20 protein-coding genes and 1 pseudogene are annotated in these 21831 nt (G+C 73.9%); 8 read left to right on the forward strand and 13 right to left on the reverse strand.

Annotated elements, in window-relative coordinates:
- Nucleotides 1–16: 16 nt before the first annotated feature.
- Nucleotides 17–175 (reverse strand): hypothetical protein, encoded by a 159-nt coding sequence (locus tag CIK06_RS30295; protein WP_198347991.1) that lies wholly within the window; start codon nucleotides 173–175, stop codon nucleotides 17–19.
- Nucleotides 172–1893: a nitrite/sulfite reductase gene (locus CIK06_RS24065; protein ID WP_095566717.1), complete on the reverse strand. Its 1722-nt coding sequence runs from the start codon at nucleotides 1891–1893 to the stop codon at nucleotides 172–174. Before CIK06_RS24065 ends, CIK06_RS30295 begins: the two co-directional genes overlap by 4 nt.
- A gap of 418 nt (nucleotides 1894–2311) precedes the next feature.
- Here CIK06_RS24065 and CIK06_RS24070 point away from each other — a divergent pair, with 418 nt between their 5' ends.
- Nucleotides 2312–3904: a glycosyltransferase family 39 protein gene (locus CIK06_RS24070; protein ID WP_232533829.1), complete on the forward strand. Its 1593-nt coding sequence runs from the start codon at nucleotides 2312–2314 to the stop codon at nucleotides 3902–3904.
- Between the two features lie 57 nt (nucleotides 3905–3961).
- Here the strand turns inward: CIK06_RS24070 and CIK06_RS24075 are convergent, their stop codons facing one another.
- A complete protein-coding gene (locus tag CIK06_RS24075) occupies nucleotides 3962–5488 on the reverse strand; it encodes a sensor histidine kinase (RefSeq protein ID WP_095566718.1) in 1527 nt (508 codons plus the stop codon).
- 95 nt (nucleotides 5489–5583) lie between these two features.
- Nucleotides 5584–6615 (reverse strand): SIS domain-containing protein, encoded by a 1032-nt coding sequence (locus CIK06_RS24080; protein WP_095566719.1) that lies wholly within the window; start codon nucleotides 6613–6615, stop codon nucleotides 5584–5586.
- Between the two features lie 318 nt (nucleotides 6616–6933).
- Here CIK06_RS24080 and CIK06_RS24085 point away from each other — a divergent pair.
- Nucleotides 6934–8756 (forward strand): annotated as a pseudogene (locus CIK06_RS24085) (tetratricopeptide repeat protein).
- Nucleotides 8757–8805: 49 nt separating this feature from the next.
- Here CIK06_RS24085 and CIK06_RS24090 read toward each other — a convergent pair.
- A complete protein-coding gene (locus CIK06_RS24090; protein WP_095566720.1) occupies nucleotides 8806–10398 on the reverse strand; it encodes an MDR family MFS transporter in 1593 nt (530 codons plus the stop codon).
- Between the two features lie 111 nt (nucleotides 10399–10509).
- Here CIK06_RS24090 and CIK06_RS24095 point away from each other — a divergent pair, with 111 nt between their 5' ends.
- Nucleotides 10510–11088 (forward strand): TetR/AcrR family transcriptional regulator, encoded by a 579-nt coding sequence (locus CIK06_RS24095; RefSeq protein WP_095566721.1) that lies wholly within the window; start codon nucleotides 10510–10512, stop codon nucleotides 11086–11088.
- Between the two features lie 77 nt (nucleotides 11089–11165).
- Here the strand turns inward: CIK06_RS24095 and CIK06_RS24100 are convergent, their stop codons facing one another.
- Nucleotides 11166–11723 carry a GNAT family N-acetyltransferase gene (locus CIK06_RS24100; protein ID WP_095566722.1) on the reverse strand — a complete coding sequence of 186 codons (558 nt, stop codon included), beginning with the start codon at nucleotides 11721–11723 and terminating at the stop codon, nucleotides 11166–11168.
- The gene (locus CIK06_RS24105) at nucleotides 11720–11935 is read right to left on the reverse strand and encodes a biotin/lipoyl-binding carrier protein (protein ID WP_095566723.1); all 216 of its coding nucleotides are present in this window, start codon (nucleotides 11933–11935) and stop codon (nucleotides 11720–11722) included. Before CIK06_RS24105 ends, CIK06_RS24100 begins: the two co-directional genes overlap by 4 nt.
- 135 nt (nucleotides 11936–12070) lie before the next feature.
- Here CIK06_RS24105 and CIK06_RS32620 point away from each other — a divergent pair, with 135 nt between their 5' ends.
- Nucleotides 12071–12145 (forward strand): 50S ribosomal protein bL37, encoded by a 75-nt coding sequence (locus CIK06_RS32620; RefSeq protein WP_369814844.1) that lies wholly within the window; start codon nucleotides 12071–12073, stop codon nucleotides 12143–12145.
- Nucleotides 12146–12236: 91 nt separating this feature from the next.
- Here CIK06_RS32620 and rsrA read toward each other — a convergent pair whose 3' ends face one another.
- From rsrA to CIK06_RS31630, 5 genes are all read right to left on the reverse strand, one after another.
- The gene (rsrA, locus tag CIK06_RS24110; RefSeq protein WP_095566724.1) at nucleotides 12237–12527 is read right to left on the reverse strand and encodes a mycothiol system anti-sigma-R factor; all 291 of its coding nucleotides are present in this window, start codon (nucleotides 12525–12527) and stop codon (nucleotides 12237–12239) included.
- Nucleotides 12528–12531: 4 nt separating this feature from the next.
- Nucleotides 12532–13395, reverse strand: a complete 864-nt coding sequence (locus CIK06_RS24115) for a sigma-70 family RNA polymerase sigma factor (RefSeq protein ID WP_095566725.1) — start codon at nucleotides 13393–13395, stop codon at nucleotides 12532–12534.
- A 270-nt stretch (nucleotides 13396–13665) separates the two neighbouring features.
- Complete coding sequence (locus tag CIK06_RS24120; protein ID WP_095566726.1) at nucleotides 13666–14280, reverse strand: alpha/beta family hydrolase; 615 nt, start codon at nucleotides 14278–14280, stop codon at nucleotides 13666–13668.
- 103 nt (nucleotides 14281–14383) lie between these two features.
- Nucleotides 14384–14779, reverse strand: coding sequence for a WhiB family transcriptional regulator (locus CIK06_RS24125; RefSeq protein WP_095566727.1), 396 nt, complete (start codon nucleotides 14777–14779; stop codon nucleotides 14384–14386).
- Between the two features lie 222 nt (nucleotides 14780–15001).
- On the reverse strand, nucleotides 15002–15925 hold the full coding sequence (locus CIK06_RS31630; protein WP_232533831.1) for an SOS response-associated peptidase: 924 nt from the start codon (nucleotides 15923–15925) through the stop codon (nucleotides 15002–15004).
- Nucleotides 15926–16097: 172 nt separating this feature from the next.
- On the opposite strand from CIK06_RS31630, the gene aroA reads away from it, so the two are divergent.
- The 4 genes from aroA (at nucleotide 16098) to CIK06_RS24155 (ending at nucleotide 20351) form a co-directional block, all read left to right on the forward strand.
- Nucleotides 16098–17399 carry a 3-phosphoshikimate 1-carboxyvinyltransferase gene (aroA, locus tag CIK06_RS24140; protein WP_095566728.1) on the forward strand — a complete coding sequence of 434 codons (1302 nt, stop codon included), beginning with the start codon at nucleotides 16098–16100 and terminating at the stop codon, nucleotides 17397–17399.
- A gap of 141 nt (nucleotides 17400–17540) precedes the next feature.
- Nucleotides 17541–18461 (forward strand): ribosome small subunit-dependent GTPase A, encoded by a 921-nt coding sequence (gene rsgA / locus CIK06_RS24145; RefSeq protein WP_232533832.1) that lies wholly within the window; start codon nucleotides 17541–17543, stop codon nucleotides 18459–18461.
- A 77-nt stretch (nucleotides 18462–18538) separates the two neighbouring features.
- Nucleotides 18539–19327, forward strand: a complete 789-nt coding sequence (gene hisN / locus CIK06_RS24150) for a histidinol-phosphatase (protein WP_095566730.1) — start codon at nucleotides 18539–18541, stop codon at nucleotides 19325–19327.
- 136 nt (nucleotides 19328–19463) lie between these two features.
- Nucleotides 19464–20351: a hypothetical protein gene (locus CIK06_RS24155; protein WP_232534372.1), complete on the forward strand. Its 888-nt coding sequence runs from the start codon at nucleotides 19464–19466 to the stop codon at nucleotides 20349–20351.
- Here the strand turns inward: CIK06_RS24155 and CIK06_RS24160 are convergent.
- Nucleotides 20341–21612: a glycosyltransferase gene (locus CIK06_RS24160; protein ID WP_095568091.1), complete on the reverse strand. Its 1272-nt coding sequence runs from the start codon at nucleotides 21610–21612 to the stop codon at nucleotides 20341–20343. The two genes, CIK06_RS24155 and CIK06_RS24160, sit on opposite strands and share 11 nt — an antisense overlap.
- Between the last annotated feature and the right edge of the window lie 219 nt (nucleotides 21613–21831).

The following is a 21831-nucleotide window of genomic DNA, read 5'->3' on the forward strand; positions in this document are numbered from 1 at the left end:
GCCTCGCTCCTCGTGCTCACGGGTTCGTCCCTCTCGACAGGAGGCCGGTGAACCGAACGGTGAAGACCCGGGCGCAGGCCCGGCACTCCCAGGCACCGTGGGAGTCCGCGTGCGGCCGGAGGTCCTCCTCGCCGCAGTACGGGCAGTAGAACGGGACGGCCCGGCTCTCACTCATCGCAGTTCCTCCTCCGGTGCCCGGGCGGCCCACTGGGCGAACGACTCGTCCCCGGACCGACCGGCCAGGTACCGGCGGGTCAGCCGCTCGACGTACCCGGGAAGCTCCTCGGCGGTGGTCTTCAGCCCGCGCGGCTTGCGGCCGAAGCCGGCGGTGCGGTCGCGGGCCATGCCCAGCCCGCCGCCGAGATGGACCTGGAACCCCTCCACCTGCCGGCCGTCCGGGCCGACCACCAGTTGACCCTTGAGCCCGATGTCCGCGGTCTGGGTCCGGGCGCAGGCGTTCGGGCAGCCGTTCAGGTGGATCGAGATCCCGGCGTCACCCAGCTCGCCCCGGCCCAGCCGCTCCTCCAGGTGCGCCACCAGCTCCGCGCCGCGGGCCTTGGTCTCGACGATCGCCAGCTTGCAGAACTCGATCCCGGTGCAGGCCATCGTGTCGCGCCGCCAGGCCGACGGCTCGGCCTCCAGCCCGATCCGGCGCAGCGCCCCGACCAGCGGCCCGACCTGCTCGTCCGGCACGTCGAGCACCAGCAACTTCTGGTACGGGGTCAGCCGGACCCGGCCGCTGCCGTGCGTGGCGGCCACGTCGGCCAGTTCGGCGAGCTGGCTGCCGGAGATCCGGCCCACCACCGGGGCCACGCCCACGTACCGGCGGCCGTCCCGCTGCGGATGCACGCCGATGTGGTCGATCGGCTTCTCCGGCAGCTCCGGCGGCGGTCCGTCGAGCAGGGTCCGGCCGAGGTACTCCTTCTCCAGCACGTCCCGGAACCGCTGCACACCCCAGTCGGCGACCAGGTACTTCAACCGGGCCCGGTTGCGCAGCCGCCGGTAGCCGTAGTCGCGGAAGATGCCGATCACCCCGGCCCAGACCTCCGGGACCTCGGCCAGCGGCACCCACACCCCGAGCCGCTGGGCCAGCATCGGGTTGGTGCTCAGGCCACCGCCCACCCAGAGGTCGAAGCCCGGCCCGTGCTCCGGATGCCGCACGCCGAGGAACGAGACGTCGTTCACCTCGTACGGGACGTCGGCCAGCCAGGAGATCGAGGTCTTGAACTTGCGGGGCAGGTTCGAGAACTCCGGGTTGCCCACGTACCGCCGGACGATCTCCTCCACCGCCGGGGTCGCGTCGATCAGTTCGGACTCCGCGACGCCCGCCACCGGGCTACCCAGCACCACCCGCGGCGAGTCGCCGCACGCCTCGGTGGTCTGCAGCCCGACCGCCTCCAGCCGCCGCCAGATCGCCGGTACGTCCTCGATGCGCACCCAGTGCAGTTGGATGTTCTGCCGGTCGGTGACGTCGGCGGTGTTGCGGGCGTACCGCTCGGAGATCTCGGCGATGGCGCGCAACTGGTCCACGCTGAGCTGCCCGCCGTCCACCCGGACCCGGAGCATGAAGTACTCGTCCTCCAGCTCGTGCGGTTCGAGCACGGCCGTGCGGCCGCCGTCGATGCCGGGGCGGCGCTGCGTGTAGAGCCCCCACCAACGGAACCGCCCGCGCAGGTCGGCCGGGTCGATGGAGGCGAAGCCGCGGTGCGCGTAGATGTTCTCGATCCGGGCGCGCACGTTGAGCGCGTCGTCGTCCTTCTTGAGCCGCTCGTTGGCGTTCAGGGGCTCCCGGTGCCCCAGTGCCCACTGGCCCTCGCCGCGCGGACGCCCGGGGCGCCTGGCGGCGCCGGGGCTCGGGCGGGAGGTGGGTCGTGCCGGGGTGCTGTCGGCCATCGCAAGGTCCTCCGTTGGCTGTCCCGCGGTACGGATTGGGGGGCGTGACCTGGGCGACGGTCCGCTCCCACCGCGGGGGTGGAGCCGGGGAACGACGATGTCCTCAAACCGGCGCGGCACGCCCGGAACGGTCGAGGGTCCGGAGCGTCAGAGGGCCGGACAGATCGCGCTGCGCACGCGCCCGTAATCTACGTGGCGGCGGGCCACGAAGCGGCGCTCGACGGCGGCGGTCATGCCCGTCATGCTGCCATATCGGACCGGCCGCGGCCAGGGAAGCGTGGGCGGGGTCTCACCTGCCGGTAACCCGAAGCCTGATGGATGCAGCCGGTCGGCGGGTCGGCGCGTCTGGCATGTGATGAGCTGGACTGGGGAAGTACGTGGCGCCGTGGGGTTGGCGGCGGGGGGAAGGGCGGGCTGGATGCGGTCGAGGACCACGCTCACCGGTGGCCGGGGCGAGGACCCGGACTCCGTGGCTGCCGACCGGCCGGAGCCGCCGGAGCGGCCCGGCGACACCCCCGGAATCGGCGCGCGGACCGTTCCGGAGGCCGAGCCGGTCGCCCGGGACCTCGGCCCGGTGCCGCGGGTGGCGATGGAGTGGGCGAGCCGGCTCTACTGGCTGTGGCCGGCCCTGGTCACCCTGGCGATCGTCGGGGTACGGCCCGGCCAGGCCGAGCCGTGGCGGGACGAGTTGGCCACCTGGAGCGCCGCCAGCCGGCCGCTCCACGAGGTGCTGCGGCTGGCCAACCACATCGACGCGGTCACCTCGCCGTACTACCTGCTGATGTGGTGCTGGATCCGGATCACCGGGGACTCGGCGCTGGCCATGCGGCTGCCCTCGCTCGTGGCGATCGTCGTCTCCTGCGCCGTGCTCACCGTCCTGGGCCGCCGGCTGTTCGGGCCACGGGTCGGGGTGAGCGCCGGGCTGCTGTACGCGGTCCTGCCGATCACCTCCCGGTACGCCCAGGAGGCCCGCGGCTACGGGTTCGCCATGCTGTTCGCGGTCACCTCCACGTTGCTGCTGGTCCGCGCCCTGGAACGGCCCACGTTCCGGCGCTGGGCCGGGTACGCCCTCGCCCTCTACGGGCTGGCCCTGGCGAACCTGTTGATGCTGCTGCTGCTCCTGGGGCACGCGGTGGCGGTCCTCACCGCGCCCCGGGTGGCCGGCCGCCGGCCGCTGCCCGGCTGGCTGGTCAGCGCGGTGGTGGTCGGGATCGGGGTGTCTCCGCTGCTGTGGTTGGGGCGGCACCAGAGCGCCACCCAGCTCGACTGGGTACCGCCGGCGAAGATCGAGGCGCTGCCCGACCTGCCGGGCGGGGTGTTCGGCAGCGCCGCCGTGGGCGGCCTGATCCTGGGCCTGGCCGCGCTCGGGTGGGCGCAGCGCGGCCGGTGGGGCGGCATCCTCGGGCTGGCCGCGCTCGGCCCGGTCGTGGTGATCTTCTTCGCCGGCCAGCAGCAGCCGGTGTTCGTGGCCCGGTACCTGATCTTCACCGTGCCGCTGCTCACCCTGCTGGCCGCCGCGACCATGGACCGGATACGCCCGGCGGCGCTGCTGGCGATCGTGTCCGTGGTCGCGTTTCTGGGCGCCAACTCCCAACTGGGCCTGCGCTCCACCCACGAGTGGCCCCGGTCGGCACCCCGGGCGTACTCGGCGGCGGCCCGGATCATCGACGAGAACGAGCGGCCGGGCGACGGCATCGTCTATCCGGACCGGGGCGACTGGGCGTTCCTGGACATCGCCATGGCCTACCACCTCGGCGACCGGATCCCGAGGGACGTCCTGCTCAGGCGGTCGGCACAGCAGCGCGGCACGCTGTGGGCCAGCGAGTGCTCCGACCCGGCGGCCTGCCTGGCCGGCACCGACCGGATCTGGCTGCTCGGGGTCGGCGAGCGTACCGATCCGATGGAGGAGATGCCGGACCGCAAGGCCGCGGCGCTGGACGACGGCTACGTCCTGGACCGCCAGTGGACGGTGCCGGGGCTGACCGTCCGGCTGCTCGTGCGGCGCGGCTGATCCGGCGGGCCGGCCGGATCAGCCGGCCCGATCGGCCGGCACGTCAGCCCGGCCCGGTCAGCCGGCCCGCTTCGGCCACCGGAGCGGGACCACCAGGATCGCCTCGGTGCCGCGGTCGGCCCGGTTGCGCAGCTCGATGGTGCCGCACAGTTCCCCGGTGGCCAGTGCCCGGACGATCTGGAGGCCGAGTCGCCCGCTGCGCTCCCGGTCGAAGCCCTCGGGCAGGCCGCGGCCGTTGTCCGCCACCGACACGTGCAGCTGCTTGCGGAACCGGTGCGCCGAGACCACCACCTCGGCCGGCGGCTCGCCCACCGGGTCCGGGCCGTCGACCGGGAACCCGTGTTCGACGGCGTTGAGCAGCAGCTCGTTCAGCACCATCACCAGCGAGGTGGCCAGCTCCGCCGGCAACACCCCGAAGGAGCCCTGCCGGCGCATCCGTACCGTGAAGCCGGTCGCCGCGACCTCGCCGGCGGCCGCGGCCACCCGGTCGAGGATGCCGTCGAACTCCACCACCTCGTCGCTGGACATGGAGAGGGTCTCGTGCACCAGGGCGATCGAGGCCACCCGGCGGACGGACTCCTCCAGCGCGGCCCGGGCGTCCGGGCTGTCCACCCGGCGCGCCTGGAGGCGCAGCAGGGCGGCCACCGTCTGAAGGTTGTTCTTCACCCGGTGGTGGATCTCCCGGATCGTGGCGTCCTTGGTCATCAGCGCGCGGTCCCGGCGACGTACCTCGGTCATGTCGCGGACCAGGACCAGCGCGCCGATCGGCACCCCGGCCGGCATCAGCGGCAGCGCCCGGGTCAGTACGGTCGCCCCGCGCGCCTCGATCTCCCGGCGCCGGGGTGCCTCACCGCGCAGCGCCGCCAGTACGGCGTTGGAGGCCTCGGTGCCGTCCAGCGGATCGGCCGCGAGCCGGCCGTTCAGGCCGGCCAGGTCCTCGCCGATGAGGTGTGAGGAGAACCCCAGCCGGCGGTACGCGGACTGGGCGTTCGGGCTCGCGTACGTCACCTTGCCGCTGGCGTCCAGCCGGACCAGGCCGTCGCCCACCCGCGGCGCCGAGGTGGTCTCGCCGGGGTGCCGGGGCGGCGGGAAGGTGCCGTCGGCGACCATCTGGGCCAGGTCGTCGGCCGTGGTCAGGTAGTTCAGCTCCAGCTGGCTGGGGGTCCGCGCGGTGGACAGGTTGGTGTCCCGGCCGATCACCCCGATCACGTCCCCGGCCTCGCCCTCGGCGGTGCGCAGCCGGACCGGGATGGCCTCGTGCCGGGCTGGCGTGTCGCCGTACCAGACCGGGTCGCCCTCCCGCCAGATCCGGCCCTGGCTGTAGGCGATGCTCAGGTGCGCAACCTCGGGACCGCCGACGATCCGGCCGACCTGGTCGTCCTGGTACGCCGTCGGGGCGGTGGTGGGCCGGACCTGCGCGACGCACAGGAACGACTCGTCGCCGTCCACCGGCACCCACAGCAGCAGGTCCGCGAAGGACAGGTCGGACAGCAACTGCCAGTCACCGGCTATCCGGTGCAGGTGATCGATGTCGCCGGGCCGCAGTGCGGTGTGTTCCTCGGCGAGGTCACGGAGGGTGGACACGAGGCAAGCGTGCCATGCCGGCGTCCGCGGGTCGCTCGCCCGGCCCGGCGCGCCGCCCGGACCGGGAGACCGGACCGGGAGACCGGACCGGGAGATCAGTGGGTGCTGGTGACCTTCTTGAGCCCGCGCGGGGCGTCCGGATCCTCGCCGCGGGCCAGCGCCAACGCCAGCGCGAGCTGCTGCATCGGCAGGATGTCCAGCAGCGGGGCGTACCGCTCGTCCACCTCGGGCACCGCGATCCGGGCCGCGCCGGGCACCCGCGCCGAGCCGACGGTGACCACGTCCGCGCCCCGCTCGGCCAGCCGGGGCAGCACGGCGCGCATCGCCTCGCCGCCCGGTCCGGAGCCCACCAGGGCCAGCACCGGTACGTCGGGATCGGTCATCGCGAGCGGCCCGTGCAGCAGGTCGGCGCCGGAGAAGGCGAGCGCCGGCAGGTAGGAGGTCTCCATCAGCTTGAGCGCCGCCTCCCGGGCGGTGGGGTACGCGTAGCCGCGGCCGGTGGTGACCAGTTGGGCGGCGAACCGGTAGCGCGGCGCCAACGCCGCGGCGGCGGGATCGGCCAGGGTCCGCTCGGCCAGCTCGGGCAGCGTGTCCAGGGCGGCGCGTTCGGCGTCGGGCAGCCGGCCGTCGCCGGCCCGGATGCCCTCGACGAGCATCAGCAGCGCGAGCAGTTCGGCGGTGTACGTCTTGGTGGCGGCCACCGCCCGTTCGTGCCCGGCGGCGATGTCGACGGCGAGTTCGGCGGTGCCGGCGAGCGTCGAGTCGGGGGCGTTGGTCACCGCGAGGGTGAGCGCGCCGGACCCGCGGGCCACCCGGAGCACCTCGGCCAGGTCGGCCGAGCCGCCGCTCTGACTCACCCCCACGACGAGCGCGTCCGACAGGTCGGGGCGGGCGCCGAACAGGGTCATGGTGCTCGGCGAGGCGAGGCCGGCGGGCAGCGAGAGCCGGATCTCGGTGAGGTAGGCGGCGTAGAGCGCGGCATGGTCCGAGGTGCCCCGGGCGGCGTAGACCACGTGCCGGGGACGCCGCTCGGCGATGGTCCGCGCGACCTCGGCGATCGCGCGCGACTGGTCCGGTTCGAGCAGCCGGGCGTAGCCGGTCGGCTGCTCGGCGATGTCCGCCGCCATTCCGGATCCCGGTCGGGTCATGGCCGCCTCCGTCCCTGCCGGCCGTACCGGCGTACCCATCCCCGTACTGCGCAATCCTCGCGCGATTGCTGAGCATCCTTGCACGTTTCAGCCGGGAACAGCAACACATCGATCACAAACGCGCAGCCACTGCGCGGTGGATCACTCGAAACCGCGGCAATGCCCGCCGGATCGCCCGCACCGCCGGGCGCCCGGCGGACCGACCGCGACCCGCTTGTAGATCCACCGGACACCCCCTAGGCTGCCCACCCAGCGCAGGGCCAACAGGACGGAGAGTTCGGCGCGGTGCCCGAGGGAATGGACGACTCTCGCCGCTCGGCCGAGGGTGAGCTGACGCTGGCCCGATCGGCCCTGGCCGAGGGGACCTGGACCATGCCGCCGGGCACGTGGCCGGCGCCCTGGCACACGCGCCCACGCTGCCCGAGGCGCACGAGCTGCTCGCCCGGCTCGCCGCCCGCTCCGGCGGCGGTCTCGACCTGTTCCCGCTGCGCCAGCATCCCTTCATCGGCACGATCGTGGCCCGGGCGCACCTGCTGGCCGCCGCCGGACGACCGATGGAGGGGTTGGAACTGCTGGCCGTGGCCACCGGCCACGTGCCGGGGGTGAACTGGGCCGGCGTGCCCTGGGTCTGCTCCCCCGGACTGGTCGAGCAGGTCCACCCGGACCGGCTGGCCGGGGTGCTCATGCGGATCTGCGCGGGCATCGGCGACCCGGCGCCGCCGCCCAGTCACGGCGCCCTGCGGCCGTACCTGCGGCTGGCCGAGCGGGCGATCGCCCGGCATCCCCGGGCGGCGCTGCTGCTCGGTGCGGCCTCGGCCCTGGCCCGGCGGCTCGACGAGATCCCACTCGCGGTCCGTTGGGCGGCCGACGGGGTACGCGTCGCCCCGTCGAAGCTCGGCGAGGTGTGGCTCGGGTACGCCCAGCGCAGTGCCGGGCGGATCGACGAGGCGTTGGACGCGCTCTACCGCGCGGTCGCGTACGACCCGGACGACCTTTCCATCTACGCCGACATCGCCGGCACGCTCGCCGACAGCGGCCGGCTGGACGAGGCGCTGGCCTGGACCGACCGGGCGCTGGAACGGGACCCGACGTTCGACTGCGCGGTGCACACGGCGCACCGGCTGCGGCACCGCCGCGACGGCGAACTGCGGCATCTGGTCGCGCTCGCCGACTTCCAGCGCGAACATCCGGACGACTCGCACGAACACACCGACCTGGCCGAGTGCTGCGCCGCGGAACCGTGGCTGGGTCGGGTGCCGCTGGCCGAGGAGGCGGTGGTTGGGATGCTGCGCCGGATGCTGGCCGACGGCCACGGCCGGGGCGACGCCGGCCTGGCGGCCCGCGGCCGGATCCGGCTGAGCGGCCTGGAGCCGCCGAGCGCGATGCGCGCGATGCGCCGGACCGCGCCCGGGATGCAACCGCACATCGAGGCCGTGCCGGAACCGGATCCGCGGCAACCGCGCCGGCCCGGCGGGCGGCGGCTCTGGCGGTACGAGGGCACCGAGGCGCTTCCCGCGGTGCCGGAGCCGTCGAGGGCCGCGGCGGAGCGGATCCGGCAGCTCGCCCGGCCGGCCTGGCGGCATCCGCCGGCCGCGTACGACGACGCCGTGGCGCTGGCCACCGTGAGCCTGGACGACCTGCTCGGGCTGCTGGTCCATCCGCCCGCGGCGCCGGAGAGCCAACTCGGTCGCTCGCTGCGCGACCACGATCCGACCCTGTGGGTACGGTCCGTCCAGGTCTGGGCCTGCCTCGGCCTGCTGCACCACCGCACGGACGAACCGTGGCCCCGCTCGACCCGGCGACAGGTACTGCTGGACCTGGTCTGGGGGGTCGAGGACTGGGTGTCCGAGGCCGCCCTGTTCGCCATGGTGACCTACGCCTGGGTGGATCCGACCGTCCGGGCCGAGGTGGCCCGCACCGCCACCGACCGGCTGACCGACGCCGTCACGGTCGCCCGCAGCCGCCCGGTCTCCGTGCTGCACTCGCTGGGCTGGCTGGTGCTGGCCACCCCGGACGTGGACACCGGAACGGCGGCGGCCACCCGTCGGTTGCTGGGTGTCCGCCGCCGGTCCCGGTCGAATCCGCTGGCCCGGCTCTGGCGCCGGCTCACCCGCCGGTAGATCGGCGGGACCTTCCCCGGGGCCAGGGCGTGTTCACAGGTGAAACACGCTAGTGCACCGGCGCCTCGGCGAGCGCGGTCTCGGCCTGCTCCTCCGGCGACCCGGTCGGCTCGCGGTCCGTGGAGCCGCGCAGCGGGATCTCCCTGATGAACCAGGCGAGCACCGGCACGGCCACCGTGAACAGGACCGCCCAGCCGAAGACCCCGGAGATCGAGTCGGCGAGGCCGCCGAGCACCGCCTCGCGAACCGGACCGACCAGCTTCTTGAGGTCGGCCGGGTTCATCCCGGCGCCGCCGGAACCACCGGACTGGGCGAGGAACTGGCCCGCGCTGGAGGCGGCGAGCCGGCTGGTGAAGATGGCGCCGAACAGCGAGATCCCGAAGGATCCGCCGATCGACCGGAAGAAGGTGGCCGCCCCGCTCGCGGCGCCCAGGTCGCGCTGCTCGACGCTGTTCTGCGCGATCAGCATCGACGTCTGCATGAGGAAACCCATCCCGACGCCGAGCACCACCATGTACATCGACAGCTCCACCTTGCTGGTGTGCACGTCCAGCAGGGTGAGCAGCGCCATGCCGGCCGTCATCACCACGCCGCCGATGATCGGGAAGATCCGGTAACGGCCGGTGCGGGTGATCAACCGGCCCACCACGATGGACACGACCAGCATGCCGAACATCAGCGGGAGCAGCAGCAGGCCGCTGTTGGTCGCCGAGGCGCCCTGCACGGTCTGCTGGAACAGCGGCAGGAAGTTCATCGCGCCGAACATCGAGAAGCCGAGCAGGAAGCCGATCACCGAGATCAGCGCGAAGTTGCGGTTGGTGAACAGCCCCAGCGGCAGGATGGGTTCCGGCACCCGACGCTCGACGATCCCGAACGCCACCAGACTCAGCAGCGCGAGCACGGCCAGGCCGAGGATCTGCGCCGAGCCCCAGGCGTACTCGTTGCCGCCCCAGGTCGTGATCAGCACGATGGCGGTGATGCCGACGGACAGCAGGCCGGCGCCCCACCAGTCGATCTTGTGTTCGGTGCGGTACCTCGGCAGGTGCATGGTGCTGGCCAGGACCAGCAGCGCGATGCCGCCCAGCGGCAGGTTGACGTAGAACGCCCAGCGCCAGGACAGGTGGTCGGTGATGAAGCCGCCGATGAGCGGCCCGGCCACCATGGCGATGGCCATGATGCCGGCGATCATGCCCTGGTAGCGCCCCCGCTCGCGGGGCGGCACGAGGTCACCGATGATCGCCATGACGCCGACCATCAGGCCGCCCGCGCCCAGCCCCTGCACCGCGCGGAACGCGATGAGCTGGACCATCCCGTCGGCCGGGCCGCCGAACATCGAGGAACCGGACATTCCACAGAGCGCCGACCCGATCAGGAAGATCACGATCGAGGTGAGGAAGACGGCCTTGCGCCCGTACAGGTCGCCCAGCTTGCCCCAGATGGGCGTGGAGACGGTCGTGCCGAGCACGTACGAGGTGACCACCCAGGTGAAGTGGTTGAGTCCACCGAACTCGCCCACGATGCGGGGCAGCGCGGTGCTGACGATCATGTTGTCGAGCATCGCGAGCATCATCGCGATCATGAGGCCGCCGAGCACGACCCGGACGTTGGGTCGTGCCGCACTGGCCTGGATGGTGTCCGTCATCAGTTAGGTCCCCCATTGCGCGGATGCGCTTACTTGCCGGCCGGCTAGTTATCTTACTAGCCGTACGGTAAGTTTGGCGCCTACGGCGGTCAACCGAGTTAGGCGGCTTTGGTGAGCGAGAGCACAGGCGACACCCGATCGCGGATTCAGGAGGTGGCGCTGGAACTCTTCACGGAGCAGGGGTACGAGCGGACCTCGCTCCGCGAGATCGCCGAGCGGCTCGGCGTCACCAAGGCGGCGCTCTACTACCACTTCAAGAGCAAGGACGACATCGTCAACAGCTTCGTCCAGGACCGGATCGACCGGATCGACGAGCTGGTGGCACGGGCCCAGGAACGGCCGCGCGACGCCGCCAACCGGCGGGACCTGATCGAGGAGTACGCCGACGAGATCTTCGGCGGACACAGCCACCGGGTGATGCACTTCTTCGAGCAGAACCAGACGGTGCTCAAGAGCCTGACCGCCGGGCAGATGATGCGGGACCGGATGACCCAGCTGGCCGACGTGCTGGCCGGCGGTGACGCGTCGCCCACCAACCAGCTCCGGGCGATCCTCGCGCTCTTCGCGGTGCACACCAGCTGGTTCGCCCTGCGCGGGCCGAACGTCGACGAGCAGGAACGGCGCAGCGCGGCGCTGGCCGTCGCGTTCGAGCTGCTGGACCGGAACGCCAGCGGCGCGGAAGCCGGCTAGGGCCTCGACCGGCGTCCGCGTCAGGGTCCTCGACCGACCGAGGACCCTGACGCAGCGACCAGGATCCGCCGCCGGCGCTACCCGACCAGTTCGCCCGACCCACCGGCCGCACTGCCGGCAGCGCTACCGGCCGTGCCCGCGGTCGGCAGCGCCAACCGCAGCGCCAGCAGGTCCACGCCGGGCACCGGCGACCAGTCCCGCTCGGGGAGCCGGACGAAGCCGTACCGCGCGTACAGCCGCCGGGCGGGTGCCGAGAAGCTGCGGACGCAGATCACCACCGCGGTGCAGCCGGCGGCCACGGCCCGGTCGAGGCACGCGGCCACCAGCGCGGCACCGGCGCCCCGGCCCTGGGCGGCCGGATCGACCGCCAGCATCCGGAACTCGGCCTCACCCGGGCCGGCCAGCTCCGCGTACGGCGAACCGGGCAGCACGAAGGTGACCGAGCCGAGCACCGGGCCGGCGGGATCCACCGCCACCAGCAGCTCGCCGGCCACGGCCCGAGCCGGGACGTCGGCGAGCACCCGCTGGTAGCCGTGCCCGCCGGCGAGCTGCCCATCGGCCTCGTACGCGGCCACGGTCAGCCGGGCGATCGCGGCGAAATCCGCTGGTCCGGCGGCCCGGACCAGCACGCTCACTCGATCACGGCGATCAGGTCACCGTCCTGGACCACGTCCCCCTCGTTGACGGCAAGCTGCGCCACCACGCCGTCCGACTCGGCGACGACGGGGATCTCCATCTTCATGGATTCGAGGATGACCAGCGTGTCACCCTCGGAAACGGAGTCGCCCGCGGAGGCGACGACCTTCCACACGTTCGCCACCATCTCGGCGCGGATCTCGTCGGCCATGTGATGCGGCCCTCCCTCGTCTATCCCGAGTGTCTGGAACGGTATCCAATCATGCGGCGGTCCGCTGCGACGGCCGACCGGGCCCGACTACCATCGGCGGGTCACCACGTCCCGCCGATGGAGAGGAACAGCCGGATGGCCAAGAAGTCCCGCAAGAAGAAGGCTCGCAAGAAGAGCGCGGCCAACCACGGCAAGCGCCCCAACTCCTGACGGGTCACCCGGCCCACTGTCCGCGCGGACGGCTGGGCCGGGCGGGCTCACTCGGGCGGAAGTTTCCGGGCAGCCACTCCCGACGGCACGCTCACTCGGGCAGGTACTCCCGGGCATCGGTCTCGACGACCAGTTCGGCCAGCCGGATCCGGAGCCGCTCCCGCAGCTCGACCGGCGCCTTCTCGTCGCCGCAGCAGCGTGCGACGAGGGCCTTGACCTCCTGCTCGATGCCGTACTCGCGCAGGCAGTGCGAGCATCCGTCGAGGTGCTCCCGGATCTGCACCCGGCGCGCGTCCGCGCACTCCAGGTCGAGGTAGAGGTAGACCTGCGCCAGCACCTCGCGACAGTTCGCGTGGTCGTGCCCGCGCTTCTCGCTGCTCATCCGCTCACACCTCCCGGCTCGCCGCGGCGGCACGGGTGGACGGGGCCGCGCTGAACCCTCGCTCGGCAGCGTACTGTTCGAGCAGTTTGCGCAGGTTCCGCCGCCCCCGGTGCAGTCGCGACATCACCGTACCGATCGGGGTGCCCATGATCTCGGCCACCTCCTTGTAGGAGAAGCCCTCGACGTCGGTCAGGTAGACCGCCAGCCGGAACTCCTCCGGCAGCTGCTGGAGCGCCGTCTTCACGTCGCTGTCCGGCAGCCGGTCGAGCGCCTCGGTCTCGGCCGACCGCAGGCCGCTGGAGGTGTGCGACTCCGCCTCGGCCAACTGCCAGTCGGTGATCTCCTCGGTCGGAGCCTGCACCGGCTGCCGCTGCCGCTTGCGGTAGGAGTTGATGTACGTGTTGGTGAGGATCCGGTACAGCCACGCCTTGAGGTTGGTGCCCTCTTCGAACTGGTGGAAGGCGGCGAACGCCTTCAGGTAGGTCTCCTGGACCAGGTCCTCCGCGTCCGCGGGGTTACGGGTCATCCGCAGCCCGGCGGCGTAGAGCTGGTCGACGAAGGGCAGCGCGTCGCGCTCGAACCGCGCCCGACGCTCGTCCGTCTTCTCCGGTCGTGTCAACCGAACGTCTCCTCGCTCTCCAGCCGGCTTCCGCAGAGTCGACTGTCCCGCCGAGGATACGCGTAAACCACCAGCGGCAGATTCGGTTCCGGCGGCTGCCCGGCGTTCGGCTGCCGCGCCGCGTGCCGGCGACTGCGCCGCGCCGCGTGCCGGCGCGGGCGCCGCCGGACCCACCGGCGACCACTCCGGCCCGGTCAGCAGCCGCTGCACCCGGTCACTGCGCTCCCTGCTCCATGTCCCGGTCGGCACCGGATCGACTCCCTCGCTCGGAAAAGCACGTCCGCGAGTGTCAACGCGATCCAGCCGCCCGCACATTCCACGGCGCGGCCCCACATCCCTGGTCCCAGCCGTGGCATCGGCCACCGCTGGGACCAGGAAGGGCCTGGGAGGACGGCGACGGCGCCGAGTGCGACGGCCGCCACCAGAGAGAGCAACGATCACTGCGGGGCACGGAAACGGGCGTCCGGGCGTGCCGCCGCGGCGCGCTCAGCGCGCCCGGGGCGTGCCGGCGCGGCACGCTCAGCGCGCCCAGCCGCGCTCGCGCAGCCAGCCGAGCGCCAGCTCCGCCGTACCGGCCGGGTCGCCCCGCAGGTCGTGCCGCTCACCGGGGCGGATCCGGACGAGTACTCCCGGCGGTGCGGCCGGCACCCCGAACGCGTCCCGATCCCCGTTGATCACCAGCGTCGGCAGGCCGGTGTCCAGCTCGCCGTCCCGGGACCGCTCGGGCCGACCCGGTGGGTGCGCGGGGAACGCCAGGGCCAGCACGCCGGCCGCGCCCACGCTCCGGGCGGTCCGGCAGGCCACCCGGGCGCCGCTGGACCGGCCGCCCACCACCAGCGGCAGCGGCGGGCCGGAACGGCCGCGCAGGGCGGCCACCACGGCCGACCACGCCTCGTCGAGCCGGTCGGCGGGCGCCGGCGCCCGCCGACCGGCCACCCGGTACGGCTGGGTCACCCGCGCCACCAGCACCCCGGCCCAGACGACGGCCGCGGTCACGGCCGCCAGGTCCGGCGCGTCGACGGTGCCGCCGGCGCCGTGTCCGAGCACGAGAAGGCTCACCGGCGACCCGTCGGGTACGTCATGCACCACCTCGGCCGGTCCGACCGGGGTGGCGAACGGTTCCACGCGCAGCATGCCCGGGATTCTGCCGTCCGGGGCCGGCGATTCGTCGGCGCATCCCGGCCGGCCACCCGCCCCTGGCGGTCACCGGCCCGTACCGGTCACCCGCCCGTACCGGTCACCGGCCGAGCGGCACCAGGGTGAGCAGGCGGTCCCGCACCGGCGGGCCGGGCTCGTCCGCGGCATCCGGATCCCGCTCCACCTGGCCGCGCCAGGCCAGCAGCATGGCCCGCCGTTCCCGCGGCGTCGTCGCGCCCCAGACGCCGTGGCAGTCCCCGACCTCCAGCGCCCAGGCCAGGCACGCGCCCTGCACATCGCAGGTACGGCAGAGCGCGACGGCGGCGTCGGCCGGTTCGTTGGGCGCCGGGAAGAAGGTCTCCGGGTCCACGCTCTGGCAGGCGCCACGGATGCGCCAGGCATCGTCGGACTGCCGTTCGCGCAGGGCTCTGAGCAGTCTCGGATCCCGACGCGCGGCGTCGACTTCGTGCGGCCGGGGCATGCGCGCCCGTGTCACATCAACCCACCTCCCCCGTGGGTCCGGCACCATCGGTGGGCGCCACTCGCCCGGTGCGAACTGACATCCATTGCCGGCGCTGTGTTCTATCGCACCCGCGCGGGAACAAACAAGAGTCCTCACGAAATCCTGGCTGAAAGATCGAGCGACGTTATGCCGCAAGACGGTGCAAAAGCCGCCGAAAAATCACCCTGAGTGGTGATCAAATACGGCCAAAGAAGCTCAGAAAAGCGTCAGCCGGACGGGCTCCTCCGGCCCCGTTTCCGGGTCCGGCAGCGGGGTGATCAGACCCGGCCCGTCGTTGCGGACGTCGCCCACCGCGCGACCGACCGGCCGGATCTCCAGACCGGCCACCAACGCCGCCGGCGGTGGCGCCAGCAGCCCGGCCGCGTCTGTCGATTTCGGACTGATCGCCGACTCCGTCGACATCGGCCGGGCGGCCGGCCGCGACGCTGCCGGGCCGGGCGCCGACCCCCGCACCGCCCGACCCCCGGCCGGGTCACGGTCGAGGTCACGGTCGGGGTCGGGGTCGGGGTCCCCGACCGCGTGCCCGCCGCCGGCGAGCCAGGCCGACCACCGCTGCGCGGGCAGGATCAGCGGCATCCGGTCGTGTACCCGGGCCAGCTCGCCGATCGCCGGTCGGGTGATGATCGCGCAGGTGAGCAGCGTCGAGGAGCCCCGGTGCGGCCCGGCCGCGTCGACCGCGCCCGGATCCGCCCGCGCTGCGCCCCGCCCGGCCGACCAGGGCGACCAGATCCCGGCGAAGGCCAGCACCGACCCGTCCCGCGGGGTCATGAAGTACGGCTGCCGGCCGCCGTCCCGCCGGACCCATTCGTACCAGCCGTCGGCGGGAATCAGGCAGCGCCGGCGGGCGAACGAACGGGCGAACGCCCGGCTGGTCGCGACCGTCTCGGCCCGAGCGTTGATCATGCGAGCGGCGCCGGTCGGGTCCGGCGCCCAGTGCGGCACCAGCCCCCACCGCGCCGTCGCGAGCCGCCGCTGCCCGGTCGAGGACAGCCGGACCACCGGCACCGGATCGGTCGGCGCGACGTTGTAGTCGGGCGCCAGCCCGCCGGTGTCGTCACCGGCGTCGAAGAGCGCGCCCAGCTCGGCCGCGCCCCGGGTCGTCGCGTACCTCCCACACATGGCGCCCACGTTAGAGGGTGTCGGACACGGCTCGCGCCGCTCCGGCCCTCCGGAGCGGCCCGGTGACCGGGCGTCCCGGCCTCGACGCCTCGACGACGCCCGATGTCCCGCCAGCCGGGAGGGGCGCTCCGCACGATCACACTTCGTCGGGGTGACCCGGCAGAATGTATCCGTGCCCAACCTGACCGCGATCCGCCCCCCGCAACCGTGGACCGCGCCGACCGCCACCGGGCCGGTCGAGGCGACCCTGCGGCTGCCCGGTTCGAAGTCGATGACCGCCCGCGCGCTGGTGTTGAGCGCGTGCGCGGGCGGGCCCTCCACACTGCGCCGGCCGCTGCGCGCCCGGGACACCGAGCTGATGGGGGCCGGCCTGCGGGCGATGGGCGCGCACGTGTCGGTGGTCGACGACGAACGGTGGCTGGTCCGCCCGCACCACCTGCAGGGACCGGCACACGTGGACGTCGGCCTCGCCGGCACCGTGATGCGCTTCCTGCCCCCCGTCGCCGGCCTGGCCACCGGCACGATCACCTTCGACGGCGACCCGCATGCCCGGCTGCGCCCCCTCGGCCCGCTCGTGGGGGCCCTGCGCGCCCTCGGCGTACGCATCGACGCCGCGCCCGGCGACGGGCTGCCGCTGACCGTGCACGGCACCGGACGGGTCGCCGGCGGTGAGGTGATCATCGACGCGTCGGCGTCCAGCCAGCTCGTCTCGGGGCTGCTGCTGGCCTCCGCCGGGTTCGACCGCGGCCTGGTGGTGCGGCACGTCGGCCGGCCGGTGCCCTCCGCGCCACACCTGCGGATGACCGTGCAGATGATGCGGGCCGCCGGGGCCGGGGTCGACGACAGCACCCCGGACGTCTGGGCGGTCGAGCCGGGCCGGCTCTCCGGGCGGGGCTGGGACATCGAGCCGGACCTCTCCGGCGCCGTCCCGTTCTTCGCGGCGGCGCTGATCACCGACGGCGAGGTGACGCTGCGGGACTGGCCGCGCAGCAGCGCGCAGCCGGTGGACCGGCTGCGCGCGCTGCTCGGGCAGATGGGCGGCGAGGTGGTGCTCGGCACCGACGGGCTCACCGTGCGCGGCGGTGGCCGCCTGCACGGCCTGGACGCGGACCTGTCCGACGTGGGCGAGCTGACGCCGGCGCTGGCCGCGCTGGCCACCCTCGCCGACTCGCCGTCCCGGTTGTCCGGCGTGGGCCACATCCGGGGGCACGAGACGGACCGGGTGGCGGCGCTGGCCCGGGAGCTGTCGGCGCTGGGCGCCGACATCTGCGAGACCACCGACGGCCTGGAGATCCGGCCACGGCCGATGCGCGGCGGCATGTTCCGGACCTACGACGATCACCGGATGGCGCACGCCGCCTCGCTGATCGGGCTGGTGGTGCCGGGCATCGAACTGGACGACGTGGCGTGTACCTCCAAGACCATGCCCGAGTTCCCGGCACTATGGTCAGCGATGGTGGCCGGCAAGAGCTGATCACCCGGCGGGCGCGAGGGGGCGGCTCTGGCAGGCAGGCGACGGGAGTACGACGAGGATGACGTCCGGGTCCGGCCCGGCCGTTCGTCACGCCCCCGCACCCGCACCCGGCCCCGGCACTCGGACGCGGTCGAGGGGTTCGTGGTGGCCGTCGACCGGGGCCGCTACACCTGTGTGGTCGACGACGGGGCCGGCGGGCCGGAGCGTACGGTCACCGCGATGCGCGCCCGCGAGCTGGGCCGCCGCTCGGTGGTGGTCGGTGACCGGGTGTCGCTGGTGGGCGACGTCTCGGGGGCGCCCGGCGCGCTGGCCAGGATCGTCCGGATCGACGAACGCCGCTCGGTGCTGCGGCGCACCGCCGACGACGACGAGACCACCGCCGAGGGACGCATCGAACGGGTGGTGGTGGCCAACGCCGACCGGTTGGTGATCGTCAGTTCGCTGGCCGACCCGCCCCCGCGGACCGGCTTCATCGACCGCTGTCTGGTGGCCGCGTACGACGCCGACATCGCCCCGCTGCTCTGCCTCACCAAGGCCGACCTCGCCGGTCCGGACACCGTGCTGCACTACTACGCCGAGCTGGACCTGCCGTACGTCCTGGTCAGCCCGGGCTCCGACCTGGCCGCGCTGCGCGAGCGGCTGGCCGGCCAGGTCTCGGTGCTGGTGGGCCACTCCGGGGTGGGCAAGTCGACCCTGGTGAACCGGCTGGTGCCGGCCGCCGAGCGGGCGGTCGGCACGGTGAGCGCGATCGGCCGGGGACGGCACACCTCGACCAGCGCGGTGGCGCTGCGGTTGCCGGCGCCGGCCGCGGACCGGCCCGGCTGGATCGTCGACACCCCGGGGGTGCGCAGCTTCGGGCTGGCGCACGTGGACGCGCAGAGCGTGCTGCACGGCTTCCCGGACCTGGTACCGGGGACCCTGGACTGCCCACCGAACTGCGAGCACACCGCGGGCGAGCCGGAGTGCGCGCTGGACGCCTGGGTGGCGGCCGGCAACGCCGATCCCCGCCGGCTGGCCTCGTACCGCCGGTTGCTGGCCTCCCGCGCCGGTGAGACGGAGTAGGGCGGGTCCCGTCCCGCCCGGTGCGACACGCGCGTCCACCGCCCGGCCCGGTCGGCACGGTCGGCTACCTTTCCGCCATGGCCCGCTACACGGACGACCTGGCCCTGGCACACGTGCTGGCCGACACCGCCGACACCATCTCGATGTCCCGGTTCCGCGCGCTGGACCTGCGGGTCGAGTCGAAGCCCGACCTCACCCCGGTCAGTGACGCGGACACCGACGTGGAGCGGGCCATCCGGGGCACGCTGGCGCGCAGCCGCCCCCGCGACGGCGTCCTCGGCGAGGAGTACGGGGTGCAGGGCGGCAACGGCGACCGGCAGTGGGTGATCGACCCGATCGACGGTACGAAGAACTTCGTCCGGGGCGTACCGATCTGGGCGACGCTCATCGCGCTGATGGACGGCGACCAGCCGGTGGTGGGCCTGGTCTCCGCGCCGGCGCTCGGCCGCCGCTGGTGGGCCGCCACCGGGCACGGCGCGTACGCGGGACGGCACCAGGCCGGCGCCGCCGCGATCTCCGTCTCCGGCGTCCGCCGGCTGGCCGACGCCAGCGTCTGCTACTCGTCGCTGCCCGGCTGGGAGCAGGCCGGCCGGCTGGACGCGATGCTCGACGTGCTGCGGGAGAGCTGGCGCAGCCGCGCCTACGGCGACTTCTACGGGTACATGCTGGTCGCCGAGGGCGCGGTGGACGCGATGGCCGAGCCCGAGCTGTCGCTGTGGGACCTGGCCGCGCTGATCCCGATCGTGACCGAGGCCGGTGGGACGTTCACCGACCTGACCGGCCGGCCGGGGCCGGCCGGCGGCAGCGCGCTGGCCAGCAACGGGCCGCTGCACGCGGAGCTGCTGGGCCGGTTGGGCACGGGCTGACGGTGCTCGCGCGGCCGCCGCCGGGCGGGCGGCGCAAAGGCGACCGGTACGGCTCTCGCGAGGCAGCCGGGCGGACCCCCGCGGCACCCACTATCCTCGCCGGGTGGTGTCCTCCGGATGGTTCTTCCTGGCGGCCATGATTCTCAGCTACGGAGTTGCCAACCTGCTTCAGTCGGTCGCCGCGGCCCGCACGACGGTGCACCACACCTTCGATCCCGGTCTGCTGCTCCGGCTGGCGGGGCATCGCACGTACCTGGTCGGGCTGCTCTGCCAGTTCGTCGGCTTCACGCTGGCCTTCCTCGCCCGGCGCGATCTTCCGCTGTTCCTGGTCCAGGCCAGCGTGGCGGCCGGGCTCGGGGTGACCGCGCTGCTGGGCGTGCTTCTGCTCCAGTGGCGGCTGCCGCGCGCCGAGGTGGCGCTGCTGGTGCTGTTGTTCGGCGGGATCGCCGCGCTGGTCCTGGCCGCCGAGCCGGCGCCGGCCCGACAACTCGGCACGGCCGCCCGGATCGCCCTGCTCGGCGCGCTCGGCGTGGTCGCCGCGGCCGGGGTCTTCGCGGTACGCCTGCACGGCGCGCTCGGCTCGGTGGTCCTCGGGTCGCTGGCCGGGATGTCCTTCTCGGCGGCGGCCGTCGCGGCCCGGCCGCTGGCCTCGGTCGGCACGGTGATGGCCTTCGTGGCCGACCCGTTGCTGTACCTGCTGGTCGCGCACTCCGTGGTGGGGCAGTTGCTGCTCGGACTGGCCATGCAGCGCGGCTCCACCACCGCGGCGGTGGCCGCGATGGACGCGGCCGGCGCGGTGCCCGCGGCGATCGTCGGCCTGTTGCTGCTCGGCGACCGCATCTGGCCCGGCCGGGAGTGGCTGGCCGGGATCGGCTTCCTGGTCACCCTGATCGCGGTGATCGGCCTCACCCGGTACGCCGAGCCGCAGCACCAGCACGCCGTGGCGGAACGCTGGCGGCGGCTGCGCTCCCGTCGCCCGGCGGCGCGGCCGGACCGGCGGCGCGACCGCACGGTCAGGCCGTGACGGTCTCCCCGGTGGGCTTTTCGGTGGGCTCCCCGGTGGGCTCCAGTTCCACCTCGACGACGGTCGGCTCGACCGGCCGCCGCCGGCGCACCACCCGCTCGTAGAGCCGTTCCAGGGCGCCGACGGTCCGCTCCCAGGTGTAGCTGCACCGCACCCGGTCGACGGCCGCGTGGCCGAAGGCGAACCGCTGGGCGTCGTCGGAGAGGATCCGGCGGAGCGTGAGGCCCAGGCCGCGGACGTCCCCCGGCGGCACGAGCCGGCCGGTGACGTCGTCCACCACGGTGTCGGCCACCCCGCCCATCGAGTATCCGATCACCGGGACCCCGCAGGCCATGGCCTCCAGCGGGACCCGGCCGGCCGGCGAGTAGCGCGAGGTGCAGGCCACCACGTCCGCCGAGCGGTACCAGGCGGGCATCTGGGCGTACGGAACCCCGCCCACGAGCGTGACCTGCTCGCCGACGCCGGTGTTCGCGGCGAACTCGCGCAGCCGGCGCGCCTCGGAGTGCTCGGCCAGCCGGTCGGCGCTCGGTCCGCCGGCGATCACGAGTTCGGCGTCGCCGACCATGCGCAGCGCCCGGATCAGGTCCTCGTGCCCGTGCCCGGGGCCGAGGTCGCCCACGGCGAAGATCCGGCTCCGACGGTCCCGGGGCACCGCCTCACCCTCCGGGTGGAAACGTTCGGTGTCCACCCCGCTCGGCACCACCGCGACGGCCGCGCGTTGCAGTCCCATCCGGGTCAGCTCGTCGACCTCCTCGCTGGACTGCGCCACCGCCAGGTCGATCGCCCGGGTGAGCGCGCGTTCCAGCGGGATCCGCTCCCCCGGACCCGGATAGGCCGGGCCGAGGTGGCGCAGCTGCTCGGCGCCGAGGCTGTGGAACGTCTGCACGACCGGGATGTCGGTCTGCCGCACGGCGCTCGCGGCGACCAGCCCGCCGAGCCAGAAGTGTCCGTGTACGACGTCGGGCTGCCAGTCACCGGTCCAGCGCGCGCCGAGCAGGTCGCCGAAGGCCGGTACGTGCCGGACCAGTTCGGCGCTCGGGATGGCACCGTCCGGGCCGATGGAGACCCGCTCGACCCGGTAGCCGTCGATCTCGACGGAGTCGGGCAGGTCGGGATCGTCCCGGCGCTCGTAGACCCGGACGTCGTGGCCCCGCAGCGCCAACTCGGCCGCGACCCGCGCGACGTGTTGCGCCGGCCCGGACGACGGATCGTCGGCGGAGCCGGATCGCCCGGATTGGGCACAGACCAGGCCAATGCGCATCGGCACCTCCGTCGCGCTCACCGGGCCGACCGGCCCGCGGTCAGAGGGTCCCATTATCCCGATCGGCGCCGGCCAAACCTGGCGGCCCGCGCGAATTGACCAGGCCGGTGCCCAGGTCAACGGGGCTGCGCACGGGCCGCCACCGGATGGTCGGTCCTCCGGCGGCGCCGGCGCGCAGCCCCGGCGGACGGATCCGGCGGACGGATCCGGCGGCGGACG

Origin of the sequence: Plantactinospora sp. KBS50 (genome assembly GCF_002285795.1) — a bacterium.
Lineage (GTDB): Bacteria > Actinomycetota > Actinomycetes > Mycobacteriales > Micromonosporaceae > KBS50.